The 25,814-nt window shown below is 74.3% G+C and carries 22 protein-coding genes and 2 pseudogenes; 12 read left to right on the top strand and 12 right to left on the bottom strand.

Annotation, left to right across the window (positions count from 1 at the left end):
* Positions 1-569: 569 nt before the first annotated feature.
* Complete coding sequence (locus tag IF19_RS0130265; RefSeq protein WP_030114391.1) at positions 570-1,010, top strand: ATP-binding protein; 441 nt, start codon at positions 570-572, stop codon at positions 1,008-1,010.
* A gap of 109 nt (positions 1,011-1,119) precedes the next feature.
* Positions 1,120-1,491: an ArsR/SmtB family transcription factor gene (locus IF19_RS0130260; protein WP_032746371.1), complete on the top strand. Its 372-nt coding sequence runs from the start codon at positions 1,120-1,122 to the stop codon at positions 1,489-1,491.
* A gap of 3 nt (positions 1,492-1,494) precedes the next feature.
* On the opposite strand, the gene pepN is transcribed toward IF19_RS0130260, so the two are convergent.
* The gene (gene pepN, locus IF19_RS0130255) at positions 1,495-4,068 is read right to left on the bottom strand and encodes an aminopeptidase N (RefSeq protein WP_030114389.1); all 2,574 of its coding nucleotides are present in this window, start codon (positions 4,066-4,068) and stop codon (positions 1,495-1,497) included.
* A 409-nt stretch (positions 4,069-4,477) separates the two neighbouring features.
* Here pepN and IF19_RS0130250 point away from each other — a divergent pair.
* Positions 4,478-5,383, top strand: a pseudogene (locus tag IF19_RS0130250) (MHYT domain-containing protein); the annotation flags it as partial.
* Positions 5,384-5,595: 212 nt separating this feature from the next.
* Here the strand turns inward: IF19_RS0130250 and IF19_RS0130245 are convergent.
* The gene (locus IF19_RS0130245; RefSeq protein ID WP_030114387.1) at positions 5,596-5,922 is read right to left on the bottom strand and encodes a chorismate mutase; all 327 of its coding nucleotides are present in this window, start codon (positions 5,920-5,922) and stop codon (positions 5,596-5,598) included.
* An 11-nt stretch (positions 5,923-5,933) separates the two neighbouring features.
* Positions 5,934-6,812 (bottom strand): helix-turn-helix domain-containing protein, encoded by an 879-nt coding sequence (locus IF19_RS0130240; protein ID WP_030114386.1) that lies wholly within the window; start codon positions 6,810-6,812, stop codon positions 5,934-5,936.
* Between the two features lie 239 nt (positions 6,813-7,051).
* Here IF19_RS0130240 and IF19_RS0130235 point away from each other — a divergent pair, with 239 nt between their 5' ends.
* On the top strand, positions 7,052-8,863 hold the full coding sequence (locus tag IF19_RS0130235) for a glycoside hydrolase family 35 protein (RefSeq protein WP_030277271.1): 1,812 nt from the start codon (positions 7,052-7,054) through the stop codon (positions 8,861-8,863).
* 201 nt (positions 8,864-9,064) lie between these two features.
* Here the strand turns inward: IF19_RS0130235 and IF19_RS0130230 are convergent, their stop codons facing one another.
* Positions 9,065-9,832: a S1 family peptidase gene (locus IF19_RS0130230; RefSeq protein WP_030277273.1), complete on the bottom strand. Its 768-nt coding sequence runs from the start codon at positions 9,830-9,832 to the stop codon at positions 9,065-9,067.
* Between the two features lie 467 nt (positions 9,833-10,299).
* On the opposite strand from IF19_RS0130230, the gene IF19_RS0130225 reads away from it, so the two are divergent.
* Positions 10,300-11,217, top strand: coding sequence for a hypothetical protein (locus IF19_RS0130225; RefSeq protein ID WP_032748155.1), 918 nt, complete (start codon positions 10,300-10,302; stop codon positions 11,215-11,217).
* Between the two features lie 82 nt (positions 11,218-11,299).
* Positions 11,300-12,055: an ankyrin repeat domain-containing protein gene (locus tag IF19_RS0130220; protein WP_030114380.1), complete on the top strand. Its 756-nt coding sequence runs from the start codon at positions 11,300-11,302 to the stop codon at positions 12,053-12,055.
* Between the two features lie 67 nt (positions 12,056-12,122).
* Here IF19_RS0130220 and IF19_RS1000000138500 read toward each other — a convergent pair whose 3' ends face one another.
* From IF19_RS1000000138500 to IF19_RS0130205, 3 genes and pseudogenes are all read right to left on the bottom strand, one after another.
* Complete coding sequence (locus IF19_RS1000000138500; RefSeq protein WP_050490917.1) at positions 12,123-12,743, bottom strand: GNAT family N-acetyltransferase; 621 nt, start codon at positions 12,741-12,743, stop codon at positions 12,123-12,125.
* Between the two features lie 348 nt (positions 12,744-13,091).
* Positions 13,092-13,358, bottom strand: a pseudogene (locus tag IF19_RS1000000138850) (VOC family protein); the annotation flags it as partial.
* Between the two features lie 186 nt (positions 13,359-13,544).
* On the bottom strand, positions 13,545-14,480 hold the full coding sequence (locus tag IF19_RS0130205) for an SDR family oxidoreductase (protein WP_030114377.1): 936 nt from the start codon (positions 14,478-14,480) through the stop codon (positions 13,545-13,547).
* A gap of 93 nt (positions 14,481-14,573) precedes the next feature.
* Here IF19_RS0130205 and IF19_RS0130200 point away from each other — a divergent pair, with 93 nt between their 5' ends.
* From IF19_RS0130200 to IF19_RS0130185, 4 genes are read left to right on the top strand one after another with little or no spacing between them, the layout of a single operon-like run.
* Positions 14,574-15,323, top strand: a complete 750-nt coding sequence (locus tag IF19_RS0130200; protein WP_030114376.1) for an enoyl-CoA hydratase family protein — start codon at positions 14,574-14,576, stop codon at positions 15,321-15,323.
* A 39-nt stretch (positions 15,324-15,362) separates the two neighbouring features.
* A complete protein-coding gene (locus IF19_RS0130195; protein ID WP_234313188.1) occupies positions 15,363-16,298 on the top strand; it encodes a CoA transferase subunit A in 936 nt (311 codons plus the stop codon).
* Positions 16,295-17,086: a CoA-transferase subunit beta gene (locus IF19_RS0130190; RefSeq protein ID WP_030114373.1), complete on the top strand. Its 792-nt coding sequence runs from the start codon at positions 16,295-16,297 to the stop codon at positions 17,084-17,086. The genes IF19_RS0130195 and IF19_RS0130190 overlap by 4 nt, the downstream gene beginning before the upstream one ends.
* Positions 17,086-18,180, top strand: a complete 1,095-nt coding sequence (locus IF19_RS0130185; RefSeq protein ID WP_030114372.1) for an NAD(P)H-dependent flavin oxidoreductase — start codon at positions 17,086-17,088, stop codon at positions 18,178-18,180. The genes IF19_RS0130190 and IF19_RS0130185 overlap by 1 nt, the downstream gene beginning before the upstream one ends.
* Before the next feature lie 34 nt (positions 18,181-18,214).
* Here the strand turns inward: IF19_RS0130185 and IF19_RS0130180 are convergent, their stop codons facing one another.
* From IF19_RS0130180 to IF19_RS0130160, 5 genes are all read right to left on the bottom strand, one after another.
* On the bottom strand, positions 18,215-19,870 hold the full coding sequence (locus tag IF19_RS0130180) for a DEAD/DEAH box helicase (protein WP_030277277.1): 1,656 nt from the start codon (positions 19,868-19,870) through the stop codon (positions 18,215-18,217).
* A 197-nt stretch (positions 19,871-20,067) separates the two neighbouring features.
* The gene (locus IF19_RS0130175) at positions 20,068-20,271 is read right to left on the bottom strand and encodes a cold-shock protein (protein WP_006123767.1); all 204 of its coding nucleotides are present in this window, start codon (positions 20,269-20,271) and stop codon (positions 20,068-20,070) included.
* A gap of 287 nt (positions 20,272-20,558) precedes the next feature.
* Positions 20,559-21,716: an acetyl-CoA C-acetyltransferase gene (locus IF19_RS0130170; RefSeq protein WP_030114368.1), complete on the bottom strand. Its 1,158-nt coding sequence runs from the start codon at positions 21,714-21,716 to the stop codon at positions 20,559-20,561.
* Between the two features lie 127 nt (positions 21,717-21,843).
* Positions 21,844-22,455, bottom strand: coding sequence for a TetR/AcrR family transcriptional regulator (locus IF19_RS0130165; RefSeq protein ID WP_030114367.1), 612 nt, complete (start codon positions 22,453-22,455; stop codon positions 21,844-21,846).
* Positions 22,456-22,521: 66 nt separating this feature from the next.
* Positions 22,522-23,304 carry an SDR family oxidoreductase gene (locus IF19_RS0130160; RefSeq protein WP_030114366.1) on the bottom strand — a complete coding sequence of 261 codons (783 nt, stop codon included), beginning with the start codon at positions 23,302-23,304 and terminating at the stop codon, positions 22,522-22,524.
* A gap of 120 nt (positions 23,305-23,424) precedes the next feature.
* On the opposite strand from IF19_RS0130160, the gene IF19_RS0130155 reads away from it, so the two are divergent.
* Both IF19_RS0130155 and IF19_RS0130150 read left to right on the top strand, forming a co-directional pair.
* A complete protein-coding gene (locus tag IF19_RS0130155; RefSeq protein ID WP_030114365.1) occupies positions 23,425-24,570 on the top strand; it encodes an acyl-CoA dehydrogenase family protein in 1,146 nt (381 codons plus the stop codon).
* Complete coding sequence (locus IF19_RS0130150; RefSeq protein WP_030277278.1) at positions 24,570-25,751, top strand: acyl-CoA dehydrogenase family protein; 1,182 nt, start codon at positions 24,570-24,572, stop codon at positions 25,749-25,751. Before IF19_RS0130155 ends, IF19_RS0130150 begins: the two co-directional genes overlap by 1 nt.
* Positions 25,752-25,814 lie beyond the last annotated feature (63 nt).

The raw sequence follows: 25,814 nt of genomic DNA, 5'->3' as shown, positions 1-25,814 counted from the left end.
AGGGGGCGCAGGGCGGCGGGGCCGGTGGTGCCTCCGGCGAGGGGCGGGGGTGTGGTGGTGGGCATGGGCGGAACGGTCCTTCACGTGCGGGCGGGGTGGGTGCGCGGGCCGTTCCCGGTTTGGGGTGGTGCGGCCGAAGAGCCCAACGATCAGGACTCGAAAGGGGTACTGGTGGGCGGTGTGACCTGATCGGGGCTGGTTGGGGTGGTATCGGCGTGCGATTGCTGGACGGGTGTACGGGGGTGGCTCGGCGGGGGCGCGGGGGCACCGGGCAGACCGGCGGGCACCGGACGGGGGCAGACAGAGGCCGGGGGCCGGACGCGTACAGGCAGGCGGGGCGCCGGGCGCGGTGCCGGGCAGGCAGGGGCGGGGTGCCGAACGCATGCAGGCAGGCGGGGTGCCGGACGGGTGCGGGTGGTGGCATCCCCTGCTCTTGCTCAATGAGTGAATTGCAGTTTTCTGCAATTCACTACATGCTGTGAGGGTCGTTCCGCCCGGTGCGGGTGGAGGTCCCCGCGTGGCGCTCCGGCCCGCGGGGCGTGGTCGTTCCGACCGGGGAGCCCGCCCGCATGCTCACGCCGCCCGATCCGCTGCCGTACCGGCACGTGCTGACGCTGCCCGCGACGGGGCAGGCGGTGCGCGTGGCCCGGGAGACCGGCGAGCAGGTGCTGGCGCAGTGGGGGGTGGGGACGCGGGAGCCGTGCCATGACCCGGCGCTGCTGATCCTGAGCGAGTTGGTGGCCAACAGCGTGCGGCATGCGGCGGCGCTCTCGCCGCAGGTCACGGTGGTGTTCGCGGGTGGCACGGACACGTTCGCGTTCGGGGTGCACGACCGTCATCCGTACCGTCCGGCGCTGTTCGCTTCGGCGGGGGTGGCGCCGGGGCGGGGGCTGGCGACGGTGATGGAGCTGACCTGTGGGCTGGGTGGCAGCGCGGTGGTGCGGGGCGATGCCGACGAGGGCGGCAAGAGCATATGGATCACTCTCCCGCTGCGGCGCGGTCCGCGGTGACCCTCGGGTTCGTCCCCGGGGTGCGCAGGCGCGAGGATGAACCCATGGAGAAGAGTTCTGGTCAGGTGTGGTGCGGCGGGTCTCCGTCGTACGGAACGGGGCCGCGCCGGTGAGTACGCCGCTGTACCGCTTGAAGGCGGAGTTCTTCAAGACGCTGGGGCACCCGGTGCGGATCAGGGTGCTCGAACTGCTCAGCGAACGCGATCACGCGGTGTCGGAGATGCTGCCCGAGGTGGGGGTCGAGGCCGCCCATCTGTCGCAGCAGTTGGCGGTGTTGCGGCGCGCGGGTCTGGTGACGGCGCGGCGGGAGGGTTCGGCGGTCCATTACACGCTGGCCGATCCGGGGGTGGCGGAGTTGCTGCGGGTGGCGCGGACGATTCTGACCGGGGTGCTGGCGGGGCAGGCGGAGCTGCTGGCGGATCTGCGGTCGGGCGGTGACGGCCCGCACGAGGTGCGTCCGGGCCGTCGGGGCGCTCCGTAGGGGTCAGCCGGTGGCGGTCGTCCGTACGGCGAGGGCGCGGCGGAGGTCGTCGAGCTGGTCGACGAGCTTGCGGCGCAGGGCGGGGATGAGGGCGGGGTCCTCCAGGGCGCGGGTGCCGGTGGCGAGGCTTTCGGCGTCGATGGCGTGGGCGGGGAAGGCGTATCGTCCGGCGGCTTCGGCGATGGCGGGGCCGCGGCGGGCGGCGAGCGCGATGGCGTCGGGGTAGAAGCGGGGCACGTAGGCGGCGAGGAGTTCTTCCTGGCCGGGCTGCCAGAAGCCCTGGGCGGTGGCGGCGAAGAGGTAGTTGGAGAGGGTGTCGTCGTTGAAGAGGGCGTCCCAGGCGGCGGCCTTGGCCTCGGGGGTGGGGAGGGCGGCGCGGCAGCGGGCGGCGCCTTCGCGGCCGGTGGCGCTGGGGTCGGCTTCGAGGGCGGCGGCGATGGCCGTCTCGTCGGTGGCGCCGAGGGCGGCGAGGCGGGTGAGGATGCGCCAGCGCAGTTCGGGGTCGAGTTCGGGGCCGCCGTGGACGGTGCCTTCGTCGAGCCAGTTGCGCAGGGTGTCGGGCTGGGTGGCGGCGTCGATGAAGTGGCGTACGGCGATGAGGCGCAGGCCGGGGCGGGAGCCGTCCTCGGTGCGGCGGATGAGGTCGCGGCAGAGGTCGGCGAGGGTGGCGAGGGCGGCGGGCCGGTCCTGGGGGGTGGCGTAGCGGTCGGCGATCTGCCCGGCGGCGAAGGTGAGGACGCCCTGGACGAGGGCGAGGTCGCTCTCGTACGGGAGGTGGGTGCGGGCGGTCGCGAGGTAGGTGGCGGGGTCCAGGTCGCCGTCGCGGACCATGTCGCGGGCGGTGTTCCAGAGGACGGCGCGGGTGAGGGCGTCGGGGATGCCGGAGAGGCCGGCGAGGACGGTGTCCCAGGAGTCGGCGTCCGGGCGGATCTTGGCGTAGGTGAGGTCGCCGTCGTTGAGGACGAGGACGGCGGGGCGGGTGCCGGAGCGGACGGTGGGGGTGCCGTCGCCGGGTACGTCGATCTCGAAGCGGTCGCGCAGGGCGAGGTGGCCGGGGCCGGCCTGGGTGCCCAGGGCGTGGTCGTAGGCGCCGACGGCGATGCGGTGGGGGCGGGTGCCGTCGCGGGTGACGGTGAGGGTCCAGGACTGGCCGGTGCCGTCGGTGGCGGGGGCCTCGGGGGTGGTGACCTCGGCGGTGAGGGTGTCGACGCCGGTGGTGCGGAGCCACTGCTCGGCCCAGGCGTGGACGTCGCGGTCGGTGGCGGAGGCCAGGTTGTCGATGAAGTCGGCGAGGGTGGCGTTGGCGAACTTGTGGCGGGCGAAGTGGGCGTTGATGCCGGCCAGGAAGTCCTTCTCGCCGAGCCAGGCGACGAGTTGGCGCAGGGCGGAGGCGCCCTTGGCGTAGCTGATGCCGTCGAAGTTGAGGAGGGCGGAGGCGGTGTCGGGGACGGCGTCGGGGTCGGGGGCGACGGGGTGGGTGGAGGGGCGCTGGTCGGCGTCGTAGCCCCAGCCCTTGCGGGCGACGCCGAAGTCGACCCAGGTGTCGGGGAAGAGGGGTTCCCCGGCGCGGGCGGTGTCGGGGGTGCGGGGCCGGGTGGCTTCGGTGAGGGTCTGGTAGCCCATGTACTCGGCGAAGGACTCGTTGAGCCAGATGTCGTCCCACCAGGCGAGGGTGACGAGGTCGCCGAACCACATGTGGGCCATCTCGTGGGCGATGACCATGGCGCGGGTCTGGCGCTCGGTGTCGGTGACGGCGGAGCGGAAGACGAACTCGTCGCGGAAGGTGACGAGTCCGGGGTTCTCCATGGCGCCGGCGTTGAACTCGGGGACGAACGCCTGGTCGTAGGAGTCGAACGGGTAGGGCTCGTCGAACTTCTCGTGGTAGCGGTCGTAGCAGGCGCGGGTGATGTCGAGGATCTCGTCGGCGTCGGCGTCCAGGTGGGGGGCGAGGGAGCGGCGGCAGTGGATGCCGAAGGGCAGGCCGGCGTGTTCGGTGGTGACGGAGTGCCAGGGGCCGGCGGCGACGGCGACGAGGTAGGTGGAGATGAGCGGGGTGGGGGCGATGGTCCACTGTCCCGTGCCGGTGCGTTCGGCGACGCCGTTGCCGAGGACGGTCCAGCCTTCGGGGGCGGTGACGTCGATGGCGAAGACCGATTTGAGGTCGGGCTGGTCGAAGGCGGCGAAGACGCGCTGGACGTCCTCCATGAAGAGCTGGGTGTAGAGGTAGGTCTCGCCGTCGGTGGGGTCGGTGAAGCGGTGCATGCCCTCGCCGGTGCGGGAGTAGTGCATCGCGGCGTCGACGCGCAGTTCGTGGGGGCCGGCGGTGAGGCCGGTGAGGGGGTAGCGGTTGCCGTCGAGGAGGGCGGGGTCGAGCGGCTGTCCGTCGAGGCTGATCGAGCGCAGGGTGGCGGGCTTGACCTCGACGAAGGTGTCTCCGGGCGCGTGGGCGGTGAACCGGATGGCGGTGCGGGAGTCGAAGGTCTGGTCGCCGGTGGTGAGGTCGAGGGCGATCGTGTACCGCTCCACGTCGAGGAACTGGGCTCGGGTCTGCGCTTCGTCGCGCGTCAGTACGGACATGGCCCCATGCTGCCGTACGGGGGGTGGCGGGCGCAGCGGGGTTCTCGCAGGGCTGACCCGGGGTGGGGTGGCGGGTGGCGGTTCCTCGCCGGGGGCGTCCCGGTGTGTCCGGCCGCGGGGGTCTTCGGAGCCCTGCTCCGGGGGGCAGCTCCGGGGCGGGGCCTCGGCGTTCCGCGTTCTGACGCGGCTCGTGGGGTGGTTCGTCCGGGTGCCGATGTGCGACGGATCAGGTGTCTTGATCACGTTGCATCTGGGCTGATTTTACCCCTGATTAACGGTCATTTAAGGTGTTTAAGCCCCTTTTACATGCATTCACTTCGATCGGATTTGGCCAAGCAAAAAGTCGACTCTATGGTCACTCCGCACCCTCTTCCTCCACAGCTTTCCCACATCAAGGAGCGGCCTGCCCATGCACGGCACCATCGACGGTTTCAATTACGGCGCCGTCACCCCCGTGGTGGCCTACGTGATGGCCTGTCTGGGCAGCGCCCTCGGGCTGCGCTGCACCATCCGCTCCCTGCGCACCGACACCTCCTGGAAGCCCGGCTGGCTGGGGCTCGGCGCGGCGGCCATCGGCTCGGGCATCTGGACGATGCACTTCGTCGCCATGATGGGCTTCCACGTGGCGGAGACACCGATCTCCTACGACCTCCGGCGGACGGTCCTGAGCCTCGTGGTCGCGATCGTGGTGGTGGGCGTGGGCGTCTTCATCGTCGGTTACCGGGGGGCGACGCGTGCGGCGCTGCTGACGGCGGGCCTGACCACCGGGCTCGGGGTCGCGGGCATGCACTACCTCGGCATGGCGGGCATGCGGATGAACGGGCGGCTGGAGTACAGCCCGGTGGCCGTCGCCCTCTCCATCCTGATCGCGGTGGTCGCCGCGACCGCCGCGCTGTGGGCCGCCGTTTCGGTCAAGGGGTTCCTGCCGTCCCTCGGGGCGTCCCTGGTCATGGGCGTCGCCGTCACCGGCATGCACTACACGGGCATGAGCGGTCTCTCCGTGCGGCTGCACGAGTCCCACGGCGCCCAGGCGCTGGGCGGGGCGTCCGCGGTCTCGATCATGCTGCCGCTGATGGTCGGCCCCCTGGCGTTCCTGCTGCTCGCGGCCGTCGTGGTGATGTTCGACCCGATCCTCGTCCTCGGTGAGGGCGAGTGGACGGCCCCCGCCGCCCCGCAGGCCCCGAAGGCCCCGGCCGACGACTGGCCCGAGGGCTTCGGCGCCGCGCACCCGGGCACGACGGCACACCAGGGCGCATACCAGGGGCCGGCCGCGCACCAGGGGGCGCCGGTGCACCAGGCAGCGGCCGCACCGCAGGGGGCGGCCGCGCACCAGGCGGCGGCCGCGCACCCGGCGGGAGCGGCTCCGTATCCGGCCGGGGCGGCCGGCTCCCCGACGGCGTACGACCGCTTCGGCACCCCGGCGCAGCCGCGGCCCCCGCACCAGCAGCCGGGTTCCGCGCGCCCGTCCTTCTGAGCGACTCCGGGCCTTCGGGGCCTGGGGAACGGCGGGCGGGGCCCGGCGGTTCCTCAGGTCCCGGAGGCGTTCTCCGTCTCCTCGGCGATGCGCTCGTGGTGGCGGATCACCTCGGCGATGATGAAGTTCAGCAGCTTCTCGGCGAACGCCGGGTCCAGGTTCGCGCTCTGCGCCAACTGCCGGAGCCGGGCGATCTGCCGGGTCTCGCGGGCGGGGTCGGCGGGCGGCAGTCTGTGGTCCGCCTTGAGGCGGCCGACCTGCTGGGTGGCCTTGAAGCGCTCGGCCAGCATGTGGACGACGGCGGCGTCGATGTTGTCGATGCTCTCGCGCAGCCGGTTCAGCTCGGCCCGGACGGAGGAGTCGATCTCGCTCGTACTCATGGTCAGCGAGCTTAGGCGCTGATCGTCGGCGGGTCGTCGGGGTCGGGCACCCGGTCGCTCCAGCCGCCGGGGACGCTGCGGCCCTGCTGTTCGCGGAAGCGGACGGGGGCGGCGCCGACCCGGCGGGCGAAGAGCCGGGAGAAGTACGCCGGGTCGTCGTAGCCGACGCGGCGGGCCACGGCGGCGACCGGGAGGTCGGTGGCGGCGAGGAGTTCCTTGGCGCGGCCGAGCCGGATGCCGAGCAGGTAGTCCTTGGGGCTGCATCCGGCGCCGCGCCGTACCGCCGTGCGCAGTTCGGCGGCCGTCATGCCGTGGCGGGCGGCGTGCTCGGCTACGGTCAGCGGCTGGTAGGCGTCGCGGGCCAGGGCCTGGAGCACGGGGTCGCCGTCCGGGCCGATGTCGGCGCGGGCGCGGCGCAGGGCGACGAGGAGTTCGTGGACGGCGGCCCCGGTCTCGACCTCCAGCAGCGGGTTGCCGCGGCGGGCGGCGCGCACCATGCGGCCGACCGCGGCGCGCGGGGCGGCGGTGTCGGTGAGCGGGACGAGGGGGCGGTCGGGCTCGATGTAGCCGAGTTCGGTGTACGTGGCGGTGGCGGGCCCGGTGAAGTCGACGAAGCTCTCGTCCCAGCCCGTGCCGGGGTCGGCGCCGTAGTGGTGGGGGGTGCCGGGGGTCAGCCAGATGAGGCTGGGGCCGGTGACCGGGGTGCGGCGGCCGTCGGGGCCCTTGAACCAGCCGCTGCCGGAGTGGACGATCACGGCGACGTGGTGGTCGAGGGTGCGGGGGCCGACGGTGGGCAGCGCCCCGTGCTGGAGGCCGACGCCGAGGCAGACCAGGCCCAGGCGGTGGTGGAGCGGGCTCGGGGTGAAGAAACGCATCCAGGTGTGGTACATCGCGGTCCCTTCCCCTTTCTTCCTGCTGTTCACGGCCCGATTCTGCCCGTCAGGATCCTGCGGGCCGCGCCCGGGCCACCCCGGGCACACGGCCGGAAGCGACCCGTCCGTTTCGGTCCCCTGCGTCCAATCACCTGCGATCTTTGTCCATGGACCCGGTGTGCGCCAGGGGTGACAGTGGTCGGACCACTTGATCCGACGGCCGCGGTCGCGGCCCAGCACAGGAGCGTACGAGCACCATGACCGACTTCACCGTGGGCGACGACTGCTTCCGGCTCGACGGGAAGCCCGTACGGCTGCTGTCGGGCGCTCTCCACTACTTCCGGGTGCACGAGGAGCAGTGGGACCACCGGCTGGCGATGCTCGCCGCGATGGGCCTGAACTGCGTCGAGACGTACGTCCCGTGGAATCTGCACGAGACTCGGGAGGGCGAGGTCCGGGGCGTGGGGGCGCTGGGCCGGTTCCTGGACGCGGCGGAGCGGGCGGGGCTGTGGGCGATCGTGCGGCCGGGCCCGTACATCTGCGCCGAGTGGGAGAACGGCGGTCTTCCCGTGTGGGTGACGGGCCGGTTCGGGCGGCGGGTGCGGACCCGGGACGCGGAGTACCTGGCGGTGGTGGAGCGGTGGTTCCGCGAGCTGCTGCCGCAGGTGGTGCAGCGGCAGGTGTCGCGGGGCGGCCCGGTGATCCTCGTCCAGGCGGAGAACGAGTACGGCAGCTACGGCAGCGACGCCGTGTATCTGGAGTGGCTGGCGGGGCTGTTGCGGCGGTGCGGGGTGACGGTTCCCCTGTTCACGTCGGACGGCCCGGAGGACCACATGCTGACCGGTGGTTCGGTGCCGGGGCTCCTCGCGACGGCGAACTTCGGTTCGGGGGCGCGGGAGGGGTTCGAGGTGCTGCGCCGGCACCAGCCGAAGGGCCCGCTGATGTGCATGGAGTTCTGGTGCGGCTGGTTCTCCCACTGGGGCTCCGAGCCGGTGCACCGGGGTCCGGAGCAGGCGGCCGGGGCGCTGCGGGAGATCCTGGAGTGCGGGGCGTCGGTGAACCTCTACATGGCGCACGGCGGGACGAACTTCGCGGGCTGGGCGGGGGCGAACCGGTCCGGACCGCACCAGGACGGGGCGTACCTGCCGACGGTAACATCGTACGACTACGACGCGCCGGTGGACGAGTACGGGCGGGCGACGGAGAAGTTCCGGCTGTTCCGGAAGGTGCTGGCGGAGTACGCCGAGGGCCCGCTGCCCGCGCTGCCGCCGGAGCCGGTGGGGCTGGCGGGGCCGGTGCGGGTGGAGTTGGCGGAGTGGTCCGGGCTCGGGGACGTACTGGAGGCGCTCGGCGATCCGGAGACGGAGTCGGGGGTCCCGCCGACCTTCGAGGACCTGGGCGTGGACCGGGGGCTGGTGCGCTACCGGGTGGCGGTGCCGGGGCCCCGGCAGCCGTATCCGCTGGGGGTGTCGGGGCTGCGGGACCGGGCGGTGGTCTCGGTGGACGGGGTCCGGGCCGGGGTGCTGACCGAGGAGTGCGCGACGCTGCCGGAGCCGGTGGCGGGTCCGGCGGAGGTCGAGCTGTGGGTGGAGTCGCTGGGCCGGGTCAACTACGGGCCGCGCCTGGGCGAGCGGAAGGGCGTCACGGTCGGGGTGATGCACGAGCGGCAGTATCTGCATGGGGTACGGGCCCGGGGGCTGCGGCTCGACGCGTTCGAGGCGGACGCGGTGGCGGCGGTGCGCTTCGGTCCGGTGCCCGGGGTGCCGGGGACGACCGGGCTGTTCCGGGGCTCGTTCACGCTCGACGGGACCCCGGGCGGGGCGGGCGCCGATCACGCGGGGCTCGAACTGCCGGGCTGGACGCGCGGGTTCGTCTGGGTCAACGGCTTCTGCCTGGGCCGCTACTGGTCGGTGGGCCCGCAGCGGACGCTGTACGTGCCGGGGCCGGTGCTCCGTGAGGGCGTCAACGAGGTGTGGGTGCTGGAGCTGGAGGGGTCGGGTGAGCCGCGGGTGGAGCTGGGCCCGGGGGCGCCCGTGGCGCCGGACGCCTCCGGGGCGGTGCGCGGCTGACCGGTGCGCGGCTGACCGCCGCCGGCCGGTCGTCACCCGTGGCCGGGGCGGCATCGGGCCCGTGGTCAGGGGTGGGGCCGGCCGGCGTGCTCCTCGGCGGGCCGAAGCGAGTCGGCCTGCCGGTCGCGGCGGGCCGGGGCCGGTCCCGGCGGGCCAGGGCAGGCCCCGTCGGGTCGGGGCCGGCCCGCTGGTCCCGGTGGGTCAGAGCGTGTCGGCCGCGGCGGCGATGTCCGCCGCGAAGTGCGAGACCTGGGTGTAGACGCCCGGGTAGTCCGGGCGGGCGCAACCCTGGCCCCAGCTCACGATGCCGACCTGGACCCACTCGTCGGAGTCGTCCTTGCGGAACATCGGGCCGCCCGAGTCGCCCTGGCAGCTGTCGACGCCGCCGGTGTCGAGGAGTCCGGCGCACAGCTCCTCGTCGGCGACGAGCTCGCTGTACGCGCCCTGACAGTCGGAGTCGGGGACGAACGGGACGTCGGCCTTGAGGAGGTGGCGCTGCTGGCTGCCGCCTTCCTTGTCGGCGCCCCAGCCCGCGACGGTGAAGGTGCCCTCGTCGTAGGCGCCGTCGGTGGCGATCTTCAGCGTGGGCTGGTCGATCGGCTCGGCGAGCTTGACCAGCGCCCAGTCCTTGCCGGTGCCGTTGTAGCCGGGGGCCTGGAGGACCTTGGCGGACCGGACCTCGACGGCGTCGGGCGATTCGAGGTCGGCGACGCCGCCGGTGACGGTGATCGAGGTGTCGTCGCCCGAACCGTCCACGCAGTGGGCGGCGGTCAGGACGATGTCCTTGGCGTACAGGTCGCCGCCGCAGCCCATGGAGAGCCGGACCATGAAGGGGAACTCGCCCTGCTCGGCACGTTCTCCGCCGACGATCGGCTGGGGGGCCGCGGACGCGGGCTGGAAGCCGACGGTCGCGAGCGCGACGGCCGCCGCCGCGACGGAACACCTTTTCAGCACACTCAGAAGCTTCACGAATGCCTTCTTTCGTGGGGGGATTTCGTGTGGGGGGTTTCTGTGGGGGGTTGCCGTGCCGCGTCGTCGTGCAGGAATCCCTGTACGGAGCACCGGGTGGGGACGCCCGCACGGCGGTGCGGAACGGGGTACGAGCGCTGCGTTGTCGGAGCGGGAGTACGGGTGGGGTGCGTACGGGAGCGCTGTGGGTCGCGTGGTCCGGCACGCGCGTTCCGGCCGGGTGACGGCGTCCGGCACAGCGGCCGAACATGTCGCGTACACGACAAGAACACTCCGATTATCGGTGTCGAGTGACCGCTGACACAAGGCGCACTTTCCAGCCGCGCTTTTTCGGCCGCGCCTCACCGGCACCACAGGCCCAGCCCGGTCCCCGCCGAGACTTGCCCGGCCCGGTCCGCGCGACCGCGGCCTACAGTGGAGATCCGCCGGCACGGATCCGGCGGGCACCACGGGGTCGACCGTCGCCGATGGGGGGTTCCGACGTGGCGAACCACCCGCCGGGCGCACCCGTCGTCCACGGCTTCCCGCATCTGGACACGGTCCGCTCCGCCGTCACCGCGCTCTACCGGCGGCTCTCGGCGGACGGCGTCCACGCCTACGCGACCAGCCTCGCGCCCGCCGACGCCGCCTTCGCGGACCAGGACGATCTGCACCTGGGGACCCAGCGGGTGGCCCGCGCCCTGGTCCAGCACTTCCGCCTGCCCGACGCCCGCGTGATCGTCGCCTTCCGGACGATGGAGCACGCGGCGAGCGTCGAACTCGCCGCGGGCCCGGAGTACTTCATCGAGCTGAACGACCGCTTCCGCACCCACCGCCGGGACATCGGGGCGGCGCTGGCGCACGAGATCGCCCATGTGCTGCTGCACCGGCTCGGCCTGGAGTTCCCCGGCACCCGCGCCAACGAGATCCTGACCGACACGGTGACGGCCTACCTCGGGGCCGGGTGGCTGCTGCTGGACGCCTTCCGGGAGGACGCCACCTCCCGCCAGAAGCTCGGCTACCTGACCCCGGAGGAGTTCGGATACGTCCTGGCCGCACGGGCGTTCGCGTTCGGTGAGGACCCCTCCCCCTGGTTCACCAGCCCCCAGGCGTACACCGCGTACACCGCGGGGCGGCAGCGGGCGCTGCGCGATCTGCGCCGGCCGCCGCTCACCGCCGCCGGGTGGGCGGGCCGCCGCCGTTACGCGAAGGACCGCCGGTACGCCCGGGAGCACCCGGGGGCCGCGCCCGACCCGAGCGTGCCGTACGCCTTCGAGACCGGCGACCGGGGACTGCGGGTCTCCTTCCCGTGCCCCACCTGCCACCAGCGCGTCCGGGTTCCGGTCCGCGGCCGATTCAGCGCGCGGTGCGGGCTGTGCCGTACGCGCCTGGAGTGCGACACCTGAGCCGACGCGCCTGCGCCTCCCGGCCCGGGGACGGCCGTGACCTGGGCCGGGGGTTGTCGGCGGCCCGCCGTAGGGTCGAAGCATGACGAACGAGCCGATCAGGGACGAACCAAGCCTGTTCGACGCGCTGTACGAGGACGAGAACGCGGTCGTACGGGCGCTGCGCGCGGGCGCGTCCGCCGAGTCGAGTGACGAGGAGGGCACGACCGCGCTCTATCTGGCCTCGGTCCAGGACCGCCCCGAGGCGGTACGGCTGCTGCTCGCGGCCGGGGCCGATCCCGACCGGGCGAGCGGCCCCGAGGCGGGCGACCTCCCCCTGTGCGGGGCGGCGTGCGGCGGGCACACCGAGGTGGTGGAGGCGCTGCTGTCCGCCGGGGCGCGGCCCGATCTGCGCGAGCAGTTCGGTTTCACGGCGCTGCGGTGGGCGGTCGGGCTGGGGCACGCCCCCACGGTCGAGGCGCTCCTCGCCGGGGGCGCCGACCCGCTGCTGCCGGGCCCGCGGGGCGAGGCGATGCTGGTGCTGGCGGCGCAGCGGGGGTCGGCGCGCACGGTGGAGGCGCTGCTCGCGCACGGCGCGGCGGCACAGGGGCAGGAGCCCGTGGTCGCCGTGGCGCTGGCCGAGGCGCGGCGCACGGCGGCGCTCGACGCCGAGGGGGAGCTGCGGCGGCGGCTGGAGGAGAGCTACGGCCCCGGCATCGAGACGGTGACGGTGCGGGAGCTGCTCCACGGCGAGGAGACGATCGCCGTGGAGCTGCTCCGGGACGGGGTGCCGGCGGCGGGAGTGGACCAGCACACGGGGCACGGCGAGATCGTGGCGCTGCTGGAGGCGGTGGCGTGACCGCCCGCGGGCGGTCGTGCCGCGCGGTCCGCCGCGCGCCCGCGGCCCTCCCCGACCGGCGGGGCGCTCACGGCTCCCGCGCCGCCGCGGCCTCCCATGCCTCCCGGGTGAGTTCGTACTCGACCTCGCCGTGTTCGGAGCCCTCGATGGCGTCCGGCCAGTCGTCGGTGTAGGAGCGCAGGAAGGTCAGGCCCGTCTTCTCCATCACGCGCCGGGACCCCGTGTTGACCGTCATGGTGTTGGCGGTGACCCGCTGGACCCCGAGGTCCGTGAACCCCTTGCCGACCAGGGCGCGTGCGCCTTCGGTGGCGTATCCACGGCCCCAGGCGGCCCGGTTCAGCCGGTAGCCGAGTTCGACCACGGCGGGGTCGCGGTCGTCCAGCGGCCGGAGTTCGAACCAGCCGAGGAACGCGCCCGTGTCCCTCTCCCGCGCGATCCAGTAGCCGCGGGTTCCGGTGCACGCGTGGTCGTGGAGGAGCCTCGGCAGGGTCCGGTCCCGGATGTCCTCGGCGCTCGTGGGCCGGCCGCCGTTGATGTACCGCATGACGGCGGGGTCGTTGTCGAGGGCGAGCAGGTCGGGGGCGTCGGCGGCCGTGGCGGGGCGCAGGACGAGCCGGTCGGTCTCCAGGAACGCCGGGTCCCGCGGCGTGGTGGTGAGGCGGAGGGTCAGCCCCTCCGGGCTCGACAGCCGTGCGGCGCCTCCGGTGGCGGTGGCCGACTCGCCGCCGAGCTCGCGGGCCCGGGCGGCGACCCGGTCCGGATCGCGCACGGCCACGGACAGCTCCCAGTGCGGGGCGGACCCGGCGGGGGCTTCCAGGAACGTGGCCCGGGAGAGCGGAGCACCGGTCATCCCGGTGTAGAAGTGCCGGGCCCGCTCGGGGTCCGCGCAGGCCAGGACCATGTGGTGCGGGATCGCCGCGCCCTCGTCGGGAGGCGATACCGGCCACCCCGCGAACCCCCGCGGCCGCCAGAGGGAGACGACCGCGCCGACGGGGTCGATCAGGGTGGAGATCCGGCCCTGGTCCCCCGCGTCGAAGGGCGGCAGGAGGACCTGTGCGCCGTTCTCCGCCGCCACGGCCGTACGGTGGTCCACGTCGTCGACCGCCAGGTAGTAGGAGACATGGGCGGGCAGGCCGGGCGAGTGGACGGGCTGCGCGAGGTCGCTCAGGCCGCCGATCCGGTGGTCGCCCGCCGAGAACACGACGGCCCGGCGCCAGTCCGTCTCGTCCACGGCGAAGTCCCAGCCCAGCACCGCGGAGAAGAAGGCGGCGGTGCCGGAGGGGTCGCGCGTCTTGAGGTCCATCCAGCAGAACTCGTTCAGGGGGCCGTGCCGTGTCATCGTGTGCTCCTCGGTGTCCTGTGCTGGATACCGGGCGCCCGGACGTCCGCGCAAACGGGTTTCCCCCGAAGCCCCGCAGCCCCTGAGCCCCTGAGCCACTGAGCCTGCGGCTGCGGCTGCGGCTGCGGCTGCGGCTGCGTGGAGAACCGCCTACGACGCCCCGTACACCTGTCCCGCCTCCTCCGCGTCCGCCAGCAGCCGGCGGACCGTGTCGCCCGCCTCGGCCGGGGACCTGCGCGCGCCCCGGTCCTCGGTGGGGCCGGGGCGCCAGCCCTCCATGACGGTGATGCGGCCCGCCTCGGCCTCGAAGACGCGGCCCGTCACCCCGTCGCTGGCCGCCGAGCCGAGCCAGACGACCAGCGGCGAGACGTTCGCCGGGGCCATGGCGTCGAAGCTCCCGTCCGCCGGGGCCGCCATCGTCGCGGCGAACGTCCGCTCGGTCATCCGGGTGCGGGCGGCCGGGGCGAGGGCGTTGACCTGGATCCCGTACCGGCCGAGTTCCGCCGCCGCGACCAGGGTCAGGGCGACGATCCCGGCCTTGGCCGCGGCGTAGTTGCTCTGGCCGACGCTGCCGAGGAGTCCGGCGCCGGAGCTGGTGTTGATGACACGGGCGGCGGGCGGGCGGCCCGCCTTCGCCTCGGCGCGCCAGTGGGCGGCGGCGTGCCTCAGGGGCAGGAAGTGGCCCTTGAGGTGGACCCGGACGACCGCGTCCCAGTCGTCCTCGTCGAGGTTGACCAGCATCCGGTCGCGCAGGAAGCCCGCGTTGTTGACCAGGGTGTCGAAGCGTCCGAAGGCGTCCAGGGCGGTGGTGACCAGGGAGGCGGCGCCCTCGGCGGTGGCGATGTCGCCGCCGTGGGCGACGGCCTCGCCGCCCGCCGCCGCGATCGCGTCCACGACCTCCCGGGCGGGTGAGCCGGGCCCCCCGGCCGCGGCCGGGTCTCCGTCCGCCCCCACGCCGAGGTCGTTGACGACGACCCGGGCCCCTTCGGCGGCGAAGGCCAGCGCGTGGGCCCGGCCGAGCCCCCGGCCGCCGCCCGTGACGACGACGACCCGGCCCGCGCAGAGTCCGGCTGTGCGTGCGGTCATCTCGATCCCCTCGTGTGGGCCCGGTTGGCGGACCGGGGTGCGACTGCTACCGTCACCTAACAAATGTTTGGTGGAAAGGTAGCCGATTCTCCGATGAGTGTCTCCACCACCTCGCCCGCCGGGGCGGACGGCGTGCGCGTCGTCACCGTCGACCATCCACCCGTCAACGCCCTTCCCGTAAGCGGCTGGTACGAACTCGCCGACGCCGTGCGGTCGGCGGGCCGCGAGCCCGGGACCCGCTGCGTCGTCCTGGCCGCCGCCGGCCGCGGCTTCAACGCGGGCGTCGACATCAAGGAGCTGCGACGCGATCCGGGCCACGACGCGCTGATCGGCGCCAACCGGGGCTGCGCCGAGGCGTTCTCGGCGGTGTACGCGTGCGAGGTGCCGGTCGTCGCGGCGGTGCACGGATTCTGCCTGGGCGGCGGCGTCGGACTCGTCGGGAACGCCGACGCGATCGTCGCGAGCGAGGACGCGGTGTTCGGGCTGCCGGAGCTGGACCGGGGCGCGCTCGGCGCCGCGACGCATCTGGCCCGGCTGGTCCCGCAGCACCTGATGCGCACCCTGTACTACACCTCCCGCACCGTCACCGCAGCCGAACTGCTCTCCCACGGGTCGGTCTGGCGCGTGGTGCCCGCCCCCGAACTCATGGGCGCGGCACTGGAACTGGCGAACGAGATCGCCGCGAAGGACGGCCATCTGCTGCGGCTGGCCAAGGCGGCGCTCAACGGCATCGACCCCGTGGACGTACGGCGCAGCTACCGCTTCGAGCAGGGGTTCACCTTCGAGGCGAACCTCGCCGGGACCGCCGCCCGGGTCCGCGACACCTTCGGCAAGGAGGCATGAACCGTGACCACCGCCGCCCCGTACGCGCGCGACAAGACGATGACGCCCGAGGAGGTCGTCGGCCGGCTGAGCAGCGGCATGACGGTCGGGATCGGGGGCTGGGGTTCACGCCGCAAGCCGATGGCCCTGGTCCGGGCCCTGCTGCGGTCACCGGTCACCGATCTCACGGTGATCTCCTACGGCGGCCCCGACGTCGGTCTGCTGGCAGCGGCGGGGCGCATCCGCCGCCTGGTCACCGCGTTCGTGACGCTCGACTCCATCCCGCTGGAGCCGCACTACCGGGCGGCCCGGCAGCGCGGGGCGTTCGCGCTGACGGAGATCGACGAGGCGATGTTCATGTGGGGGCTGCACGCGGCGGCGAACCGGCTGCCGTTCCTGCCGGTGCGGGCCGGGCTCGGCTCGGACGTCATGCGGGTCAACCCCGAGCTGAGGACGGTGACGTCGCCGTACGAGGACGGCGAGGAGTTCGTGGCGGCGCCCGCCCTGCGGATGGACGCGGCGCTGGTCCACCTCAACCGGGCGGACCGGCTCGGCAACGGCCAGTACCTGGGCCCCGACCCGTACTTCGACGACCTGTTCTGCGAGGCGGCGGACGCGGCGTACGTCTCCTGCGAACGCCTGGTGGAAACCGCCGAGTTGACGGAGAACGGGTCGCTGCAGACCCTCCTGGTGCAACGGCACTCCGTGACCGGGGTCGTGGAGGCCCCGGGCGGGGCCCACTTCACCTCGTGCGCCCCCGACCAGCCGCGCGACGAGGCGTTCCAGCGTGCGTACGCGGCAGCGGCGGCGGACCCCGTGGCCTGGGAGGCGTTCGCGGCCCGCTTCCTGCCCCCCGACGGCGACGAGAAGGGCTACCGGCAGGCGGTCCGGACCTGGCACGAGGAACAGGCGGCACCCGCCCGGCCCGAGGAACAGGGGACGCCCGCCCGGCACGAGAAGCAGGCGGATCCCGCCCGGCACGAGGAGCGGTCATGAACGCGTCGGAGAACGGGGCCGCCACCGGGACCGGAACCCCGGTCGGCACGGCCTCCGGGCCCGCGACCCGCGCCGAGTACTGCGTGATCGCGTGCGCGGAGGCGTGGCGGGGCGGCGGGGAGATCCTGGCCAGTCCGATGGGCGCGGTGCCGTCGGTGGGCGCCCGGCTGGCCCGGCTGACCTTCGCCCCCGAGCTGCTCCTCACCGACGGGGAGGCCACGCTCGTCGGCCCGGACGGCGAGCCGGAGGGCTGGCTCCCCTACCGCAGGCATCTGGCCCTGGTGACCGGAGGCCGGCGGCACGTGATGATGGGCGCGAGCCAGATCGACCGCTTCGGCAACCAGAACATCTCCTGCGTCGGCGACTGGGACCTGCCCTCGCGCCAGCTCCTGGGCGTACGCGGGGCGCCGGTCAACACCCTGAACAACCCCGTGAGTTACTGGATCCCCCGACACTCCCCCCGGGTCTTCGTCGAGCGGGTCGACATGGTCTGCGGGGTCGGTCACGACCGGGCGTCGGCCGCGGGCCCGTCCGCGACCCGCTTCCACCGCATCCCCCGGGTCGTCAGCGATCTCGGGGTCTTCGACTTCGCGACGCCGGACCGCTCGATGCGGCTGGCCTCCCTCCACCCCGGCGTCACGGCCGACGAGGTCCGCGCGGCGACGGGGTTCGCCCTCACGGTCCCCGCCGACGTGCCGTGCACCCGTGACCCCTCCCCCGCCGAACTGGCCCTGATCCGCGAGGTGATCGATCCGGGCCGCACCCGGGACCGGGAGGTCCGGGCCTGATGCGTACCGCCCTCACCGATCTCGTCGGCGTCCGGCACCCGATCGTGCAGACCGGGATGGGCTGGGTGGCGGGCCCCCGCCTGGTCACCGCGACCGCGCGGGCCGGAGCACTCGGCATCCTGGCGTCCGCGACCATGACGCCCGGTCAACTGCGGTGTGCCGTAAGGGAGGTGAAGACCCGGACGGACGCCCCGTTCGGGGTGAACCTGCGGGCGGACGCCGGTGACGCCCGGGAGCGGGTGCGCGTCATCGTGGAGGAGGGGGTGCGGGTGGCGTCGTTCGCGCTCGCCCCGTCCCGGGAGCTGATCGCGGAGCTGAAGGACGCGGGCGTGGTCGTCGTCCCCTCGGTGGGGGCCCGGCGGCACGCGGAGAAGGTCGCGGCGTGGGGCGCGGACGCGGTGATCGTGCAGGGCGGGGAGGGCGGGGGCCACACGGGGGAGGTCGCCACCACGGTGCTGCTGCCGCAGGTGGTGGACGCGGTGGACATCCCGGTGGTCGCGGCGGGCGGGTTCCACGACGGGCGGGGGCTGGTGGCGGCGCTGGCGTACGGGGCGGCGGGCGTGGCGATGGGCACCCGGTTCCTGCTGACCTCGGACTCGACGGTGCCGGACGCGGTGAAGGCCCGCTATCTGGCGGCGGCGGCCGGGGACATCACGCTGACGCGGGCGGTGGACGGGCTGCCGCACCGGATGCTCCGTACGGAGATGGTGGCGGAGCTGGAGGACGCGGGCCGGGTGCGCGCCCTGTACCGGGCGCTGCGCCGGGCGTCGGCCTTCCGCCGGATCTCGGGCCTGGGCCGGCTGGAGATGGTGCGGGACGGTCTGGCGATGCGGCACGGCAGGGAGCTGAGCTGGAGCCAGGTGCTGATGGCGGCGAACGCCCCGATGCTGCTGAGGGCGTCCATGGTGGAGGGCCGCACCGACCTCGGGATCATGGCGTCCGGCCAGGTGGCGGCCGCGATCGAGGACCTGCCGGGTGTGGGAGAGCTGGTGGACCGGATCATGGCGGAGGCCGGCGGGGCCGTGGCGGCGCTGGCCGGCCCCGGCGCGGTCCCGCCTGGCCCGGTCGCCGCGCCGGGCCCGTCCGACGCCTGAGGACACGGCCCCGGGCGTCGGACGGTGAGGCTTTCTAGGCGGCCCGGCGCCGCCGCGCGGGGGCGCCGGAGCGGGCGGGGGCGGCACCGCCGGTGCGGGCGGGGGCGGCCGAGCGCGCCGCGCCGCCCTGCGCGCCGCCACCCGTACCGTTGCCGCCGCCGGATCCGCGCCGTCCCCGGCCCCGGCTGCCGGAGCGCACCGTGCCGCCGGAGCCCGCCGCGCCGCCCGACCGCGTCCGCTGCTTCGGCGGCGTCGCCGGCTGCGGGACCTCGATCACGACCGCGACGCCCGAGGGCTCGCGGGCGCCGGTGAGCCGGCTCAGCTCCTCGTCGCCGGAGGTGATGCGCGTGGTGCGGGGCGCGATGCCCGCGTCCTGCATCAGCCGGGTCATCTCGCGCTTCTCCTCGGGCAGCACCAGCGTGACGACGCTGCCGGACTCCCCGGCGCGCGCCGTGCGCCCGCCGCGGTGGAGGTAGTCCTTGTGGTCGGTCGGCGGGTCCACGTTGACGACCAGGTCGAGGTCGTCCACGTGGATGCCGCGGGCCGCGACGTTCGTCGCGACGAGCGCGGTGACCTGCCCGGTCTTGAACTGGTCCAGCGTCCGGTTGCGCTGCGGCTGCGAGCGCCCGCCGTGCAGGGCGGCCGCCCGCACACCGCTGGCGAGCAGCCGCTTGGCGAAACGGTCGGCGGCGCGCTTGGTGTCCACGAACATGATCACCCGGCCCTCGCGGGCGGCGATCTTCGTGGCGACGGCCTTCTTGTCGGTCTCGTCCAGGACGTGGAGCACGTGGTGCTCCATCGTGGTGACGGCGCCGGCGGACGGGTCGACGGAGTGCACGACCGGGTCGGTGAGGAACATCTTCACGAGCCGGTCGATGTTCTTGTCCAGGGTCGCGGAGAACAGCATCCGCTGGCCGTCCGGCTCGACCTGCTTGAGCAGCGCGACGACCTGCGGCATGAAGCCCATGTCGGCCATCTGGTCGGCCTCGTCGAGGACCGTGATGGCGACCTCGTCCAGGCGGCAGTCGCCGCGCTCGATGAGGTCCTTGAGCCGGCCGGGGGTGGCGACGAGGATCTCTGCGCCGCGCCGCAGGGTGGCGGACTGCTTGGTGATCGACATGCCGCCGACGACGGTGGCGAGCCGAAGGTTCACGGCGGTCGCGTACGGGGTGAGCGCGTCGGTGACCTGCTGGGCCAGCTCACGGGTGGGGACGAGGACCATGGCGAGCGGGGCGCGCGGCTCGGCGCGGCGGCCCGCGGTACGGGCCAGCATGGCCAGCCCGAAGGCGAGGGTCTTGCCGGAGCCGGTGCGGCCCCGGCCGAGGATGTCGCGGCCGGCCAGCGAGTTCGGCAGGGTCGCGCCCTGGATCGGGAAGGGCTCGGTGACGCCCTGCGCGGCGAGGGTCTTCAGCAGCGCGGCGGGCATGTCGAGGTCGGCGAAGGCGTCGACGGAGGGCAGCGCGGGGGTCACCGTCTCCGGCAGGGCGAACTCGCCCTGCGGCGGGGTGGCGCGGCGGCGGCCCGCCGGCTTGGAGCCGCCCTGGCCGCGTGAGCCGCCCTGCGGACGGGAGCGGGGTGCGGTGCCGCGGCCGTTCGACGGGGCCTGCGCGCCCTGGCCGGCCTGGCCGCGGCCTCGGCCGCGGGCCGGTCGCGAGCGGGGGGTGCGGTCCTGGCGTTCGGAGCTGGTCATACGGAATTGCCCTCCTGGGGGATTCCTGGGCAACTGCCGAATGGGTTGACTGCGATGTGCCGGCCCGGCCGTCCGGGTGCGCCCCCAGGATGTGCGCACAGAACGGGTTGTTGCGACGGGTCGTCGCTCGGACAGCACAAACCGGGGCCCGCACCGTGAAGGTGCGGGCCCCGGTCAGCGAGGTACGCGTCCGGCAATCAGGCCGGGACGATGTTCTCGGCCTGCGGGCCCTTCTGGCCCTGCGTGACGTCGAAGGAGACCTTCTGGCCCTCCTGCAGCTCACGGAAGCCGGAGGCGTTGATGTTGGAGTAGTGGGCGAAGACGTCGGCGCCGCCGCCGTCCTGCTCGATGAAGCCGAAGCCCTTTTCCGAGTTGAACCACTTCACGGTACCGGTGGCCATGTCATTCTCCTAAAACAGGTGCAGTGCCGGAAATCCGCACTTTACGAATTCCAAGTCGCCGCATTGAGCCCCATTCCGGAGAAAGCCGGAAAACAATAATGCGCCTGAGGAAGCATTCCCGTCAGGCGCACATAAAGTTCATGGGTACCAAAACTGCAACGCGGTCCACACTAGCACGTCCTCTCCTCCGGTGGCGGGGCTCGCCGCGCCGCCGGAGGAGAAACTTCGCTGACCGGAGGGCGTACGGGAGGTGTCGGGCGGCCGTCTCCGGGCCCGGGGCGCCGCTCTCAGAGGCGCTCGACGATGGTGACGTTGGCCTGGCCGCCGCCCTCGCACATCGTCTGGAGCCCGTAGCGGCCGCCGGTGCGCTCCAGTTCGTGCAGGAGCGTCGTCATCAGCCGGGCGCCGGTCGCGCCGAGCGGGTGGCCCAGCGCGATGGCGCCGCCGTTGACGTTGACCCGCTCGGGGTCCGCACCGGTCTCTTTCAGCCAGGCGAGGACGACCGGGGCGAACGCCTCGTTGATCTCGACGAGGTCGATGGCGTCGATGGTCAGGCCGGTCTTCTTCAAGGCGTGCGCGGTGGCCGGGATCGGGGCCGAGAGCATCCGGATCGGGTCCTCGCCCCGTACGGACAGGTGGTGGATGCGGGCGCGCGGGGTGAGCCCGTGCTCGGCGACGGCCCGTTCCGAGGCGATGAGGAGGGCGGCGGCCCCGTCGGAGACCTGGGAGGAGCAGGCGGCGGTGATGGTGCCGCCCTCCTCGACGGGGCGAAGTCCGGCCATTTTCTCCAGGGTGGTGTCGCGGCGCGGCCCCTCGTCCGCGGTGACGTCCCCGTACGCCGCGGTCTCCCGCTCGAAGCGGCCCTCGTCGAGGGCGCGGACGGCCCGGCGGTGCGAGGTGAGCGCGAACTCCTCCATGTCGCGCCGGCTGATGCCCCACTTCTCGGCGATCAGTTCCGCCCCGTGGAACTGGTTGACGGGGGCGTCGCCGTAGCGGGCGCGCCAGCCCTCGCTGCCCGCGTACGGGCCCTGGGTGAGGCCGAGGGGTTCGGCGGCCCGGCGGGAGGCGAAGGCGATGGGGATCTGGGTCATGTTCTGGGTGCCGCCCGCGACGACGAGGTCCTGGGTTCCGGAGAGGACGCCCTGGGCGGCGAAATGGAGGGCCTGCTGGGAGGAGCCGCACTGGCGGTCGACGGTGACGCCGGGAACCTCCTCGGGCAGTCCGGCGGCGAGCCAGGACGTGCGGGCGATGTCCCCGGCCTGGGGCCCCACGGTGTCCAGGCAGCCGAAGACGACGTCCTCGACGGCCGCCGGGTCGACGCCCGCGCGCCCGACCAGCTCGCGCAGGACGTGGGCGCCGAGGTCGGCGGGGTGGGCGGCCCCGAGACCCCCTCCGCGCCGCCCGACGGGGGTGCGTACCGCTTCGACGATGTATGCCTCGGCCATGGCTGCTGCTCCTCGGTGCGCTCGGACGGACGGACGGGGATCACGGACTGCTGGGCGTGGAGCTGTGGACAAGAGCCCCGGGGCCGCCGGGCGTGCGGGTCGGGTTCACGGCCTGCCGGACACGGGGCTACGTACGCGGGGCGATGCCGTCGAGGACCATCGAGAGGTACTGGCGGGCGATCTCCTCGGGGCTGTGCTGTCCGCCGGGCCGGTACCAGGAGGCGGCGACCCAGACGGTGTCGCGGACGAAGCGGTAGGTGAGCCGGATGTCGAGGTCGTCGCGGAAGACGCCGTCGGCGACGCCGCGTTCCAGGGTGCCGAGCCACGCCTTCTCGAACCTGGTCTGCGAGTCGGCGAGGTAGGCGAAGCGCGGCTGGGTGGCGAGGTGCTGGGACTCCTTCTGGTAGATGGCGACGGCGGGGCGGTGGCGGTCGATCTCCCGGAAGGACTCGGTGACCAGGGCCTCGACGGTCTCGCGGGGGCCGAGTCCGGCGGCCAGGACCTCGTCGTAGCCCTGCCAGAGCTCGTCGAGGAAGGTGGAGAGGATCTCGTCGACCATCGATTCCTTGGAGTCGAAGTGGTAGTAGAGGCTGCCCGCGAGCATGCCGGCCTCGTCCGCGATGCGGCGGACGGTGGTGGCGTTGTATCCCTGGGCGGCGAAGACCTCGGCGGCGGTGGCGAGCAGTTCACGGCGTCGCTCCGGCGTGGGGGTCACCTGGGGCTTCTTCTTGGTAGGCACCCGGCCATTGTCCGCCCGCCGCCCGTGCGGCCACGCGCCCGCCCGCGCGGGGCCCCGGGCGGGCGCTCACGCATGCTGACTGCTGACGGGGACGACCTCGCCGGTCATGTACGAGGAGTAGCCGCTGGCGAGGAAGACGATGACGTTGGCGACCTCCCAGGGTTCGGCGTACCTGCCGAACGCCTCCTTCGCGGTGAGGTCGGCGAGCAGTTCGGCCGAGGTGACCTTGGCCAGGTGGGGGTGCATGGCGAGGCTGGGGGCGACGGCGTTGACGCGGACGCCGTAGTCGGCGGCCTCGACGGCGGCGCAGCGGGTGAGGGCCATGACGCCGGCCTTGGCGGCGGCGTAGTGGGCCTGGCCGCGCTGGGCGCGCCAGCCGACGACGGACGCGTTGTTGACGACCACTCCCCCGCGGCCGGCGGCCCGGAAGGAGCGCAGGGCGGCGCGGGTGCAGCGGAAGGTGCCGTTGAGCGTGGTGTCGAGGACGCGCGTCCACTGGTCGTCGGTCATCTCGGTGAGGTCGGCGGTGCCGCCGAGTCCGGCGTTGTTGACGACGACGTCGAGGCCGCCGTGCAGGCCCTCGGCGCGGGCGAAGAGGGCCCCGACCTGCTCCTCGTCGGTGACGTCGCAGGTCAGGGCGGCGACCCGGTGGGCGCCGAACTCCGCGGCGAGGGTGCGGGCGCTCTCCTCCAGCCGGCGCGCGTGGGTGTCGCTGATGAGGACCCGCGCGCCTTCCTCCAGGAGGCGGCGGGCGGTCGCGCCGCCGATGCCGGCTCCGGCGGCAGCGGTGACGACGGCGGTGCGGCCGGTCAGCAGCCCGTGTCCCGGCAGGTACGGCGGTGCGCTCATGGCTTCTCCCCGCTCACGGCCTCTCCCCCGGCTTCTCGACGGTGCCTGGACCGTACGTTAACCTACCAAACACTTGTTAGGGAACAGTCGGCGGTGAGGTACCCGGAAGGCGGGCGCGTCATGGATCTGGAGCGGACGGCGGAGACCGAGGCACTGCGGGTCCGGGCCCGGGCCTGGCTGCGGGACCACGTGCCGGACCGGCCGCTGCCCTCCCTGGAGACCAAGGAGGGGTTCGCCGCGCACCGGGCGTGGGAGGCCGAGCTGTACGGGGGCGGGTGGTCGGCGGTCTCCTGGCCCGAGGAGTACGGGGGCCGGGGCGCGGACCTCTTCGGCTGGCTGGCGTTCGAGGAGGAGTACTGGGCGGCGGGCGCGCCGGGCCGGGTCTCGCAGAACGGGATCAGCCTGCTCGCCCCGACCCTGCTGGCCCACGGCACGGCGGAGCAGCGGACGCGGGTGCTGGGCCCGATGGCGCGCGGCGAGGTGGTCTGGGCGCAGGCGTGGTCGGAGCCGGAGGCCGGGTCGGACCTGGCGGCGCTGCGGTCGCGGGCGGTGCGCACGGACGGCGGTTGGCTGCTGTCGGGCCAGAAGACGTGGTCGTCGCGGGCGGCGTTCGCGGACCGGGCGTTCGGGATCTTCCGTACGGAGGCGGGGGCCGCGAAGCCGCATCACGGGCTGACGTATCTGATGTTCGGGCTGCGCGACCCCGGGGTCACGGTCCGTCCCGTCGGGCGGCTGGACGGGAAGCCCGCGTTCGCCGAGATCTTCCTCGACGAGGTCTTCGTACCGGACGCGGACGTCATCGGGGAGCCGGGGCAGGGCTGGCGGATCGCCATGGCGGCCACCGGCGACGAGCGCGGGCTCACGCTCCGCTCCCCCGGGCGCTACCTGGCCGCCGCCGGCCGGCTGACGGCCCTGTGGCGGGAGGCGGGCGACCCGGCGGACACGGCGCTGCGGGACCGGGTGGCGGACGCGGTGATCGGGGCGCGGGCGTACCAGCTGTTCACGGCGGCCTCCGCCTCCCGGTTCGCGGCGGGGGCGTCGCTCGGGCCGGAGTCCAGCCTGAACAAGGTGTTCTGGTCCGGTTACGACATCGCGCTGCACGAGACGGCGCTGGACCTGCTGGGACCGGACGCGGAGCGGGCGGACACGGCGTGGGCGGAGGGGTACGTCTTCGCCCTGGCCGGGCCGGTCTACGCGGGGACGAACGAGATCCAGCGCGACATCATCGCCGAGCGGCTGCTCGGCCTGCCGAAGGGACGGCGCTGATGCGTTTCGTGCTCACCGACGAGCAGCGGGAGTTCGCCCGCTCCCTGGACGCGCTGCTGAGGGCGGCGGACACCCCGGGGGTGCTGCGGGCGTGGGCGGCCGGGGACCACGGCCCGGGGCGGGCGCTGTGGCGGCGGCTCGGGGACGCGGGGGTGTTCGCGCTCGCGGTGCCGGAGGCGTACGGGGGTGTGGGGCCGCTCCCGGTGGAGGCGGCCGTCGCCTGCGTCGAGCTGGGGCGGTACGCGGCGCCCGGGCCGGTGGCGGAGACCCTGGCGGCCGGGGTGCTGCTGGCCGGGGTGGGCGGGCCGGCGGCGAAGGAGTGGCTGCCGGGGATCGCGTCGGGCGCGGCGATGCTCTCGCTGCGGCTGCCGGGGCACGGGCCGTACGCCCTGGACGCGGACGCGGCGGACGCGGTGTTCACGGTGGACGGCGACGGGTTGCGGCGCGCGCCGGGGCCCGGGGAGCTGTCGGTGTCGGCGGACCCGGCGCGCCGGCTGTTCCGGCCCGGTCCGGGCGGCGAGCCGGTCGCCGGGGGCCGGGCGGTGGAGGCGGCTTCCCGGGCGGCGGGCGACTGGGCCTCCTTCGCCACGGCGGCGCTGGCGCTGGGCTGCGGGGAGGAACTGCTGCGGGCGACCGTGGCGTACGTGAAGCAGCGGAGGCAGTTCGGGGTGCCGGTGGGCTCCTTCCAGGTGGTCAAGCACCGCCTGGCGGACACCCTGCTCGGCCTGGAGTTCGCCCGCCCGCTGCTGTACGGGGCGGCGGTGGAGCTGACCGAGGAGCTTTCCGGAGGCCGCGCCGGAACGGGATCGCCCGAGCCCGGCGCCGGGGTTGGTTCCGGGACGGGACCCGCCGAGGGGCCGCCCGGCTCCGGTCTCGGTACTGGGCGGGGCGCGGGGTCGCTCGGGTCCGGTTCCGGGACGTGGCCGGGCATGGGGTCGCCCGAGTCCGGCTCCCGGACGGGGCCGGGCATGGGGTCGCTCGGGGCCGGGGCGGCGGTGGCCGCGGCGAAGGCGGCGGCGGGCGAGGCCGGCTACGCGGCGGCCCGCACCGCGCTGCAACTCCACGGGGCGATCGGCTACACCGAGGAGCTGGACCTCGCGTGGTGGCTGCGCCGGGCCCGGCCGCTGCGGGACGCGTGGGGAACGCCGTCCGCCTGCCGGGCCCGGGTACTGACGGGGTGAGCGCCCCTGTGGACACGCCCGCGGGGACGCCCGTGGCCGGGTCCGCCCCGGCCACGGCCCGCG

Source organism: Streptomyces californicus, assembly GCF_000717645.1.
Taxonomy (GTDB): Bacteria; Actinomycetota; Actinomycetes; order Streptomycetales; family Streptomycetaceae; genus Streptomyces; species Streptomyces californicus.
The sequence above is the reverse complement of the archived record's forward strand: the minus strand, read 5'-3'. Positions and strand labels throughout refer to the sequence as shown.

Bases quoted from the DNA above. Each gene is read 5' to 3' on its own strand.
- IF19_RS0130265 (WP_030114391.1), top strand. From the start codon at position 570: ATGCTCACGCCGCCCGATCCGCTGCCGTACCGGCACGTGCTGACGCTG.
- pepN (WP_030114389.1), bottom strand. From the start codon at position 4,068: ATGTCCGTACTGACGCGCGACGAAGCGCAGACCCGAGCCCAGTTCCTC.
- IF19_RS0130245 (WP_030114387.1), bottom strand. From the start codon at position 5,922: ATGAGTACGAGCGAGATCGACTCCTCCGTCCGGGCCGAGCTGAACCGG.
- IF19_RS0130240 (WP_030114386.1), bottom strand. From the start codon at position 6,812: ATGTACCACACCTGGATGCGTTTCTTCACCCCGAGCCCGCTCCACCAC.
- IF19_RS0130235 (WP_030277271.1), top strand. From the start codon at position 7,052: ATGACCGACTTCACCGTGGGCGACGACTGCTTCCGGCTCGACGGGAAG.
- IF19_RS0130225 (WP_032748155.1), top strand. From the start codon at position 10,300: ATGGGGGGTTCCGACGTGGCGAACCACCCGCCGGGCGCACCCGTCGTC.
- IF19_RS0130220 (WP_030114380.1), top strand. From the start codon at position 11,300: ATGACGAACGAGCCGATCAGGGACGAACCAAGCCTGTTCGACGCGCTG.
- IF19_RS0130205 (WP_030114377.1), bottom strand. From the start codon at position 14,480: ATGACCGCACGCACAGCCGGACTCTGCGCGGGCCGGGTCGTCGTCGTC.
- IF19_RS0130200 (WP_030114376.1), top strand. From the start codon at position 14,574: ATGAGTGTCTCCACCACCTCGCCCGCCGGGGCGGACGGCGTGCGCGTC.
- IF19_RS0130195 (WP_234313188.1), top strand. From the start codon at position 15,363: ATGACGCCCGAGGAGGTCGTCGGCCGGCTGAGCAGCGGCATGACGGTC.
- IF19_RS0130190 (WP_030114373.1), top strand. From the start codon at position 16,295: ATGAACGCGTCGGAGAACGGGGCCGCCACCGGGACCGGAACCCCGGTC.
- IF19_RS0130185 (WP_030114372.1), top strand. From the start codon at position 17,086: ATGCGTACCGCCCTCACCGATCTCGTCGGCGTCCGGCACCCGATCGTG.
- IF19_RS0130180 (WP_030277277.1), bottom strand. From the start codon at position 19,870: ATGACCAGCTCCGAACGCCAGGACCGCACCCCCCGCTCGCGACCGGCC.
- IF19_RS0130175 (WP_006123767.1), bottom strand. From the start codon at position 20,271: ATGGCCACCGGTACCGTGAAGTGGTTCAACTCGGAAAAGGGCTTCGGC.
- IF19_RS0130170 (WP_030114368.1), bottom strand. From the start codon at position 21,716: ATGGCCGAGGCATACATCGTCGAAGCGGTACGCACCCCCGTCGGGCGG.
- IF19_RS0130160 (WP_030114366.1), bottom strand. From the start codon at position 23,304: ATGAGCGCACCGCCGTACCTGCCGGGACACGGGCTGCTGACCGGCCGC.
- IF19_RS0130155 (WP_030114365.1), top strand. From the start codon at position 23,425: ATGGATCTGGAGCGGACGGCGGAGACCGAGGCACTGCGGGTCCGGGCC.
- IF19_RS0130150 (WP_030277278.1), top strand. From the start codon at position 24,570: ATGCGTTTCGTGCTCACCGACGAGCAGCGGGAGTTCGCCCGCTCCCTG.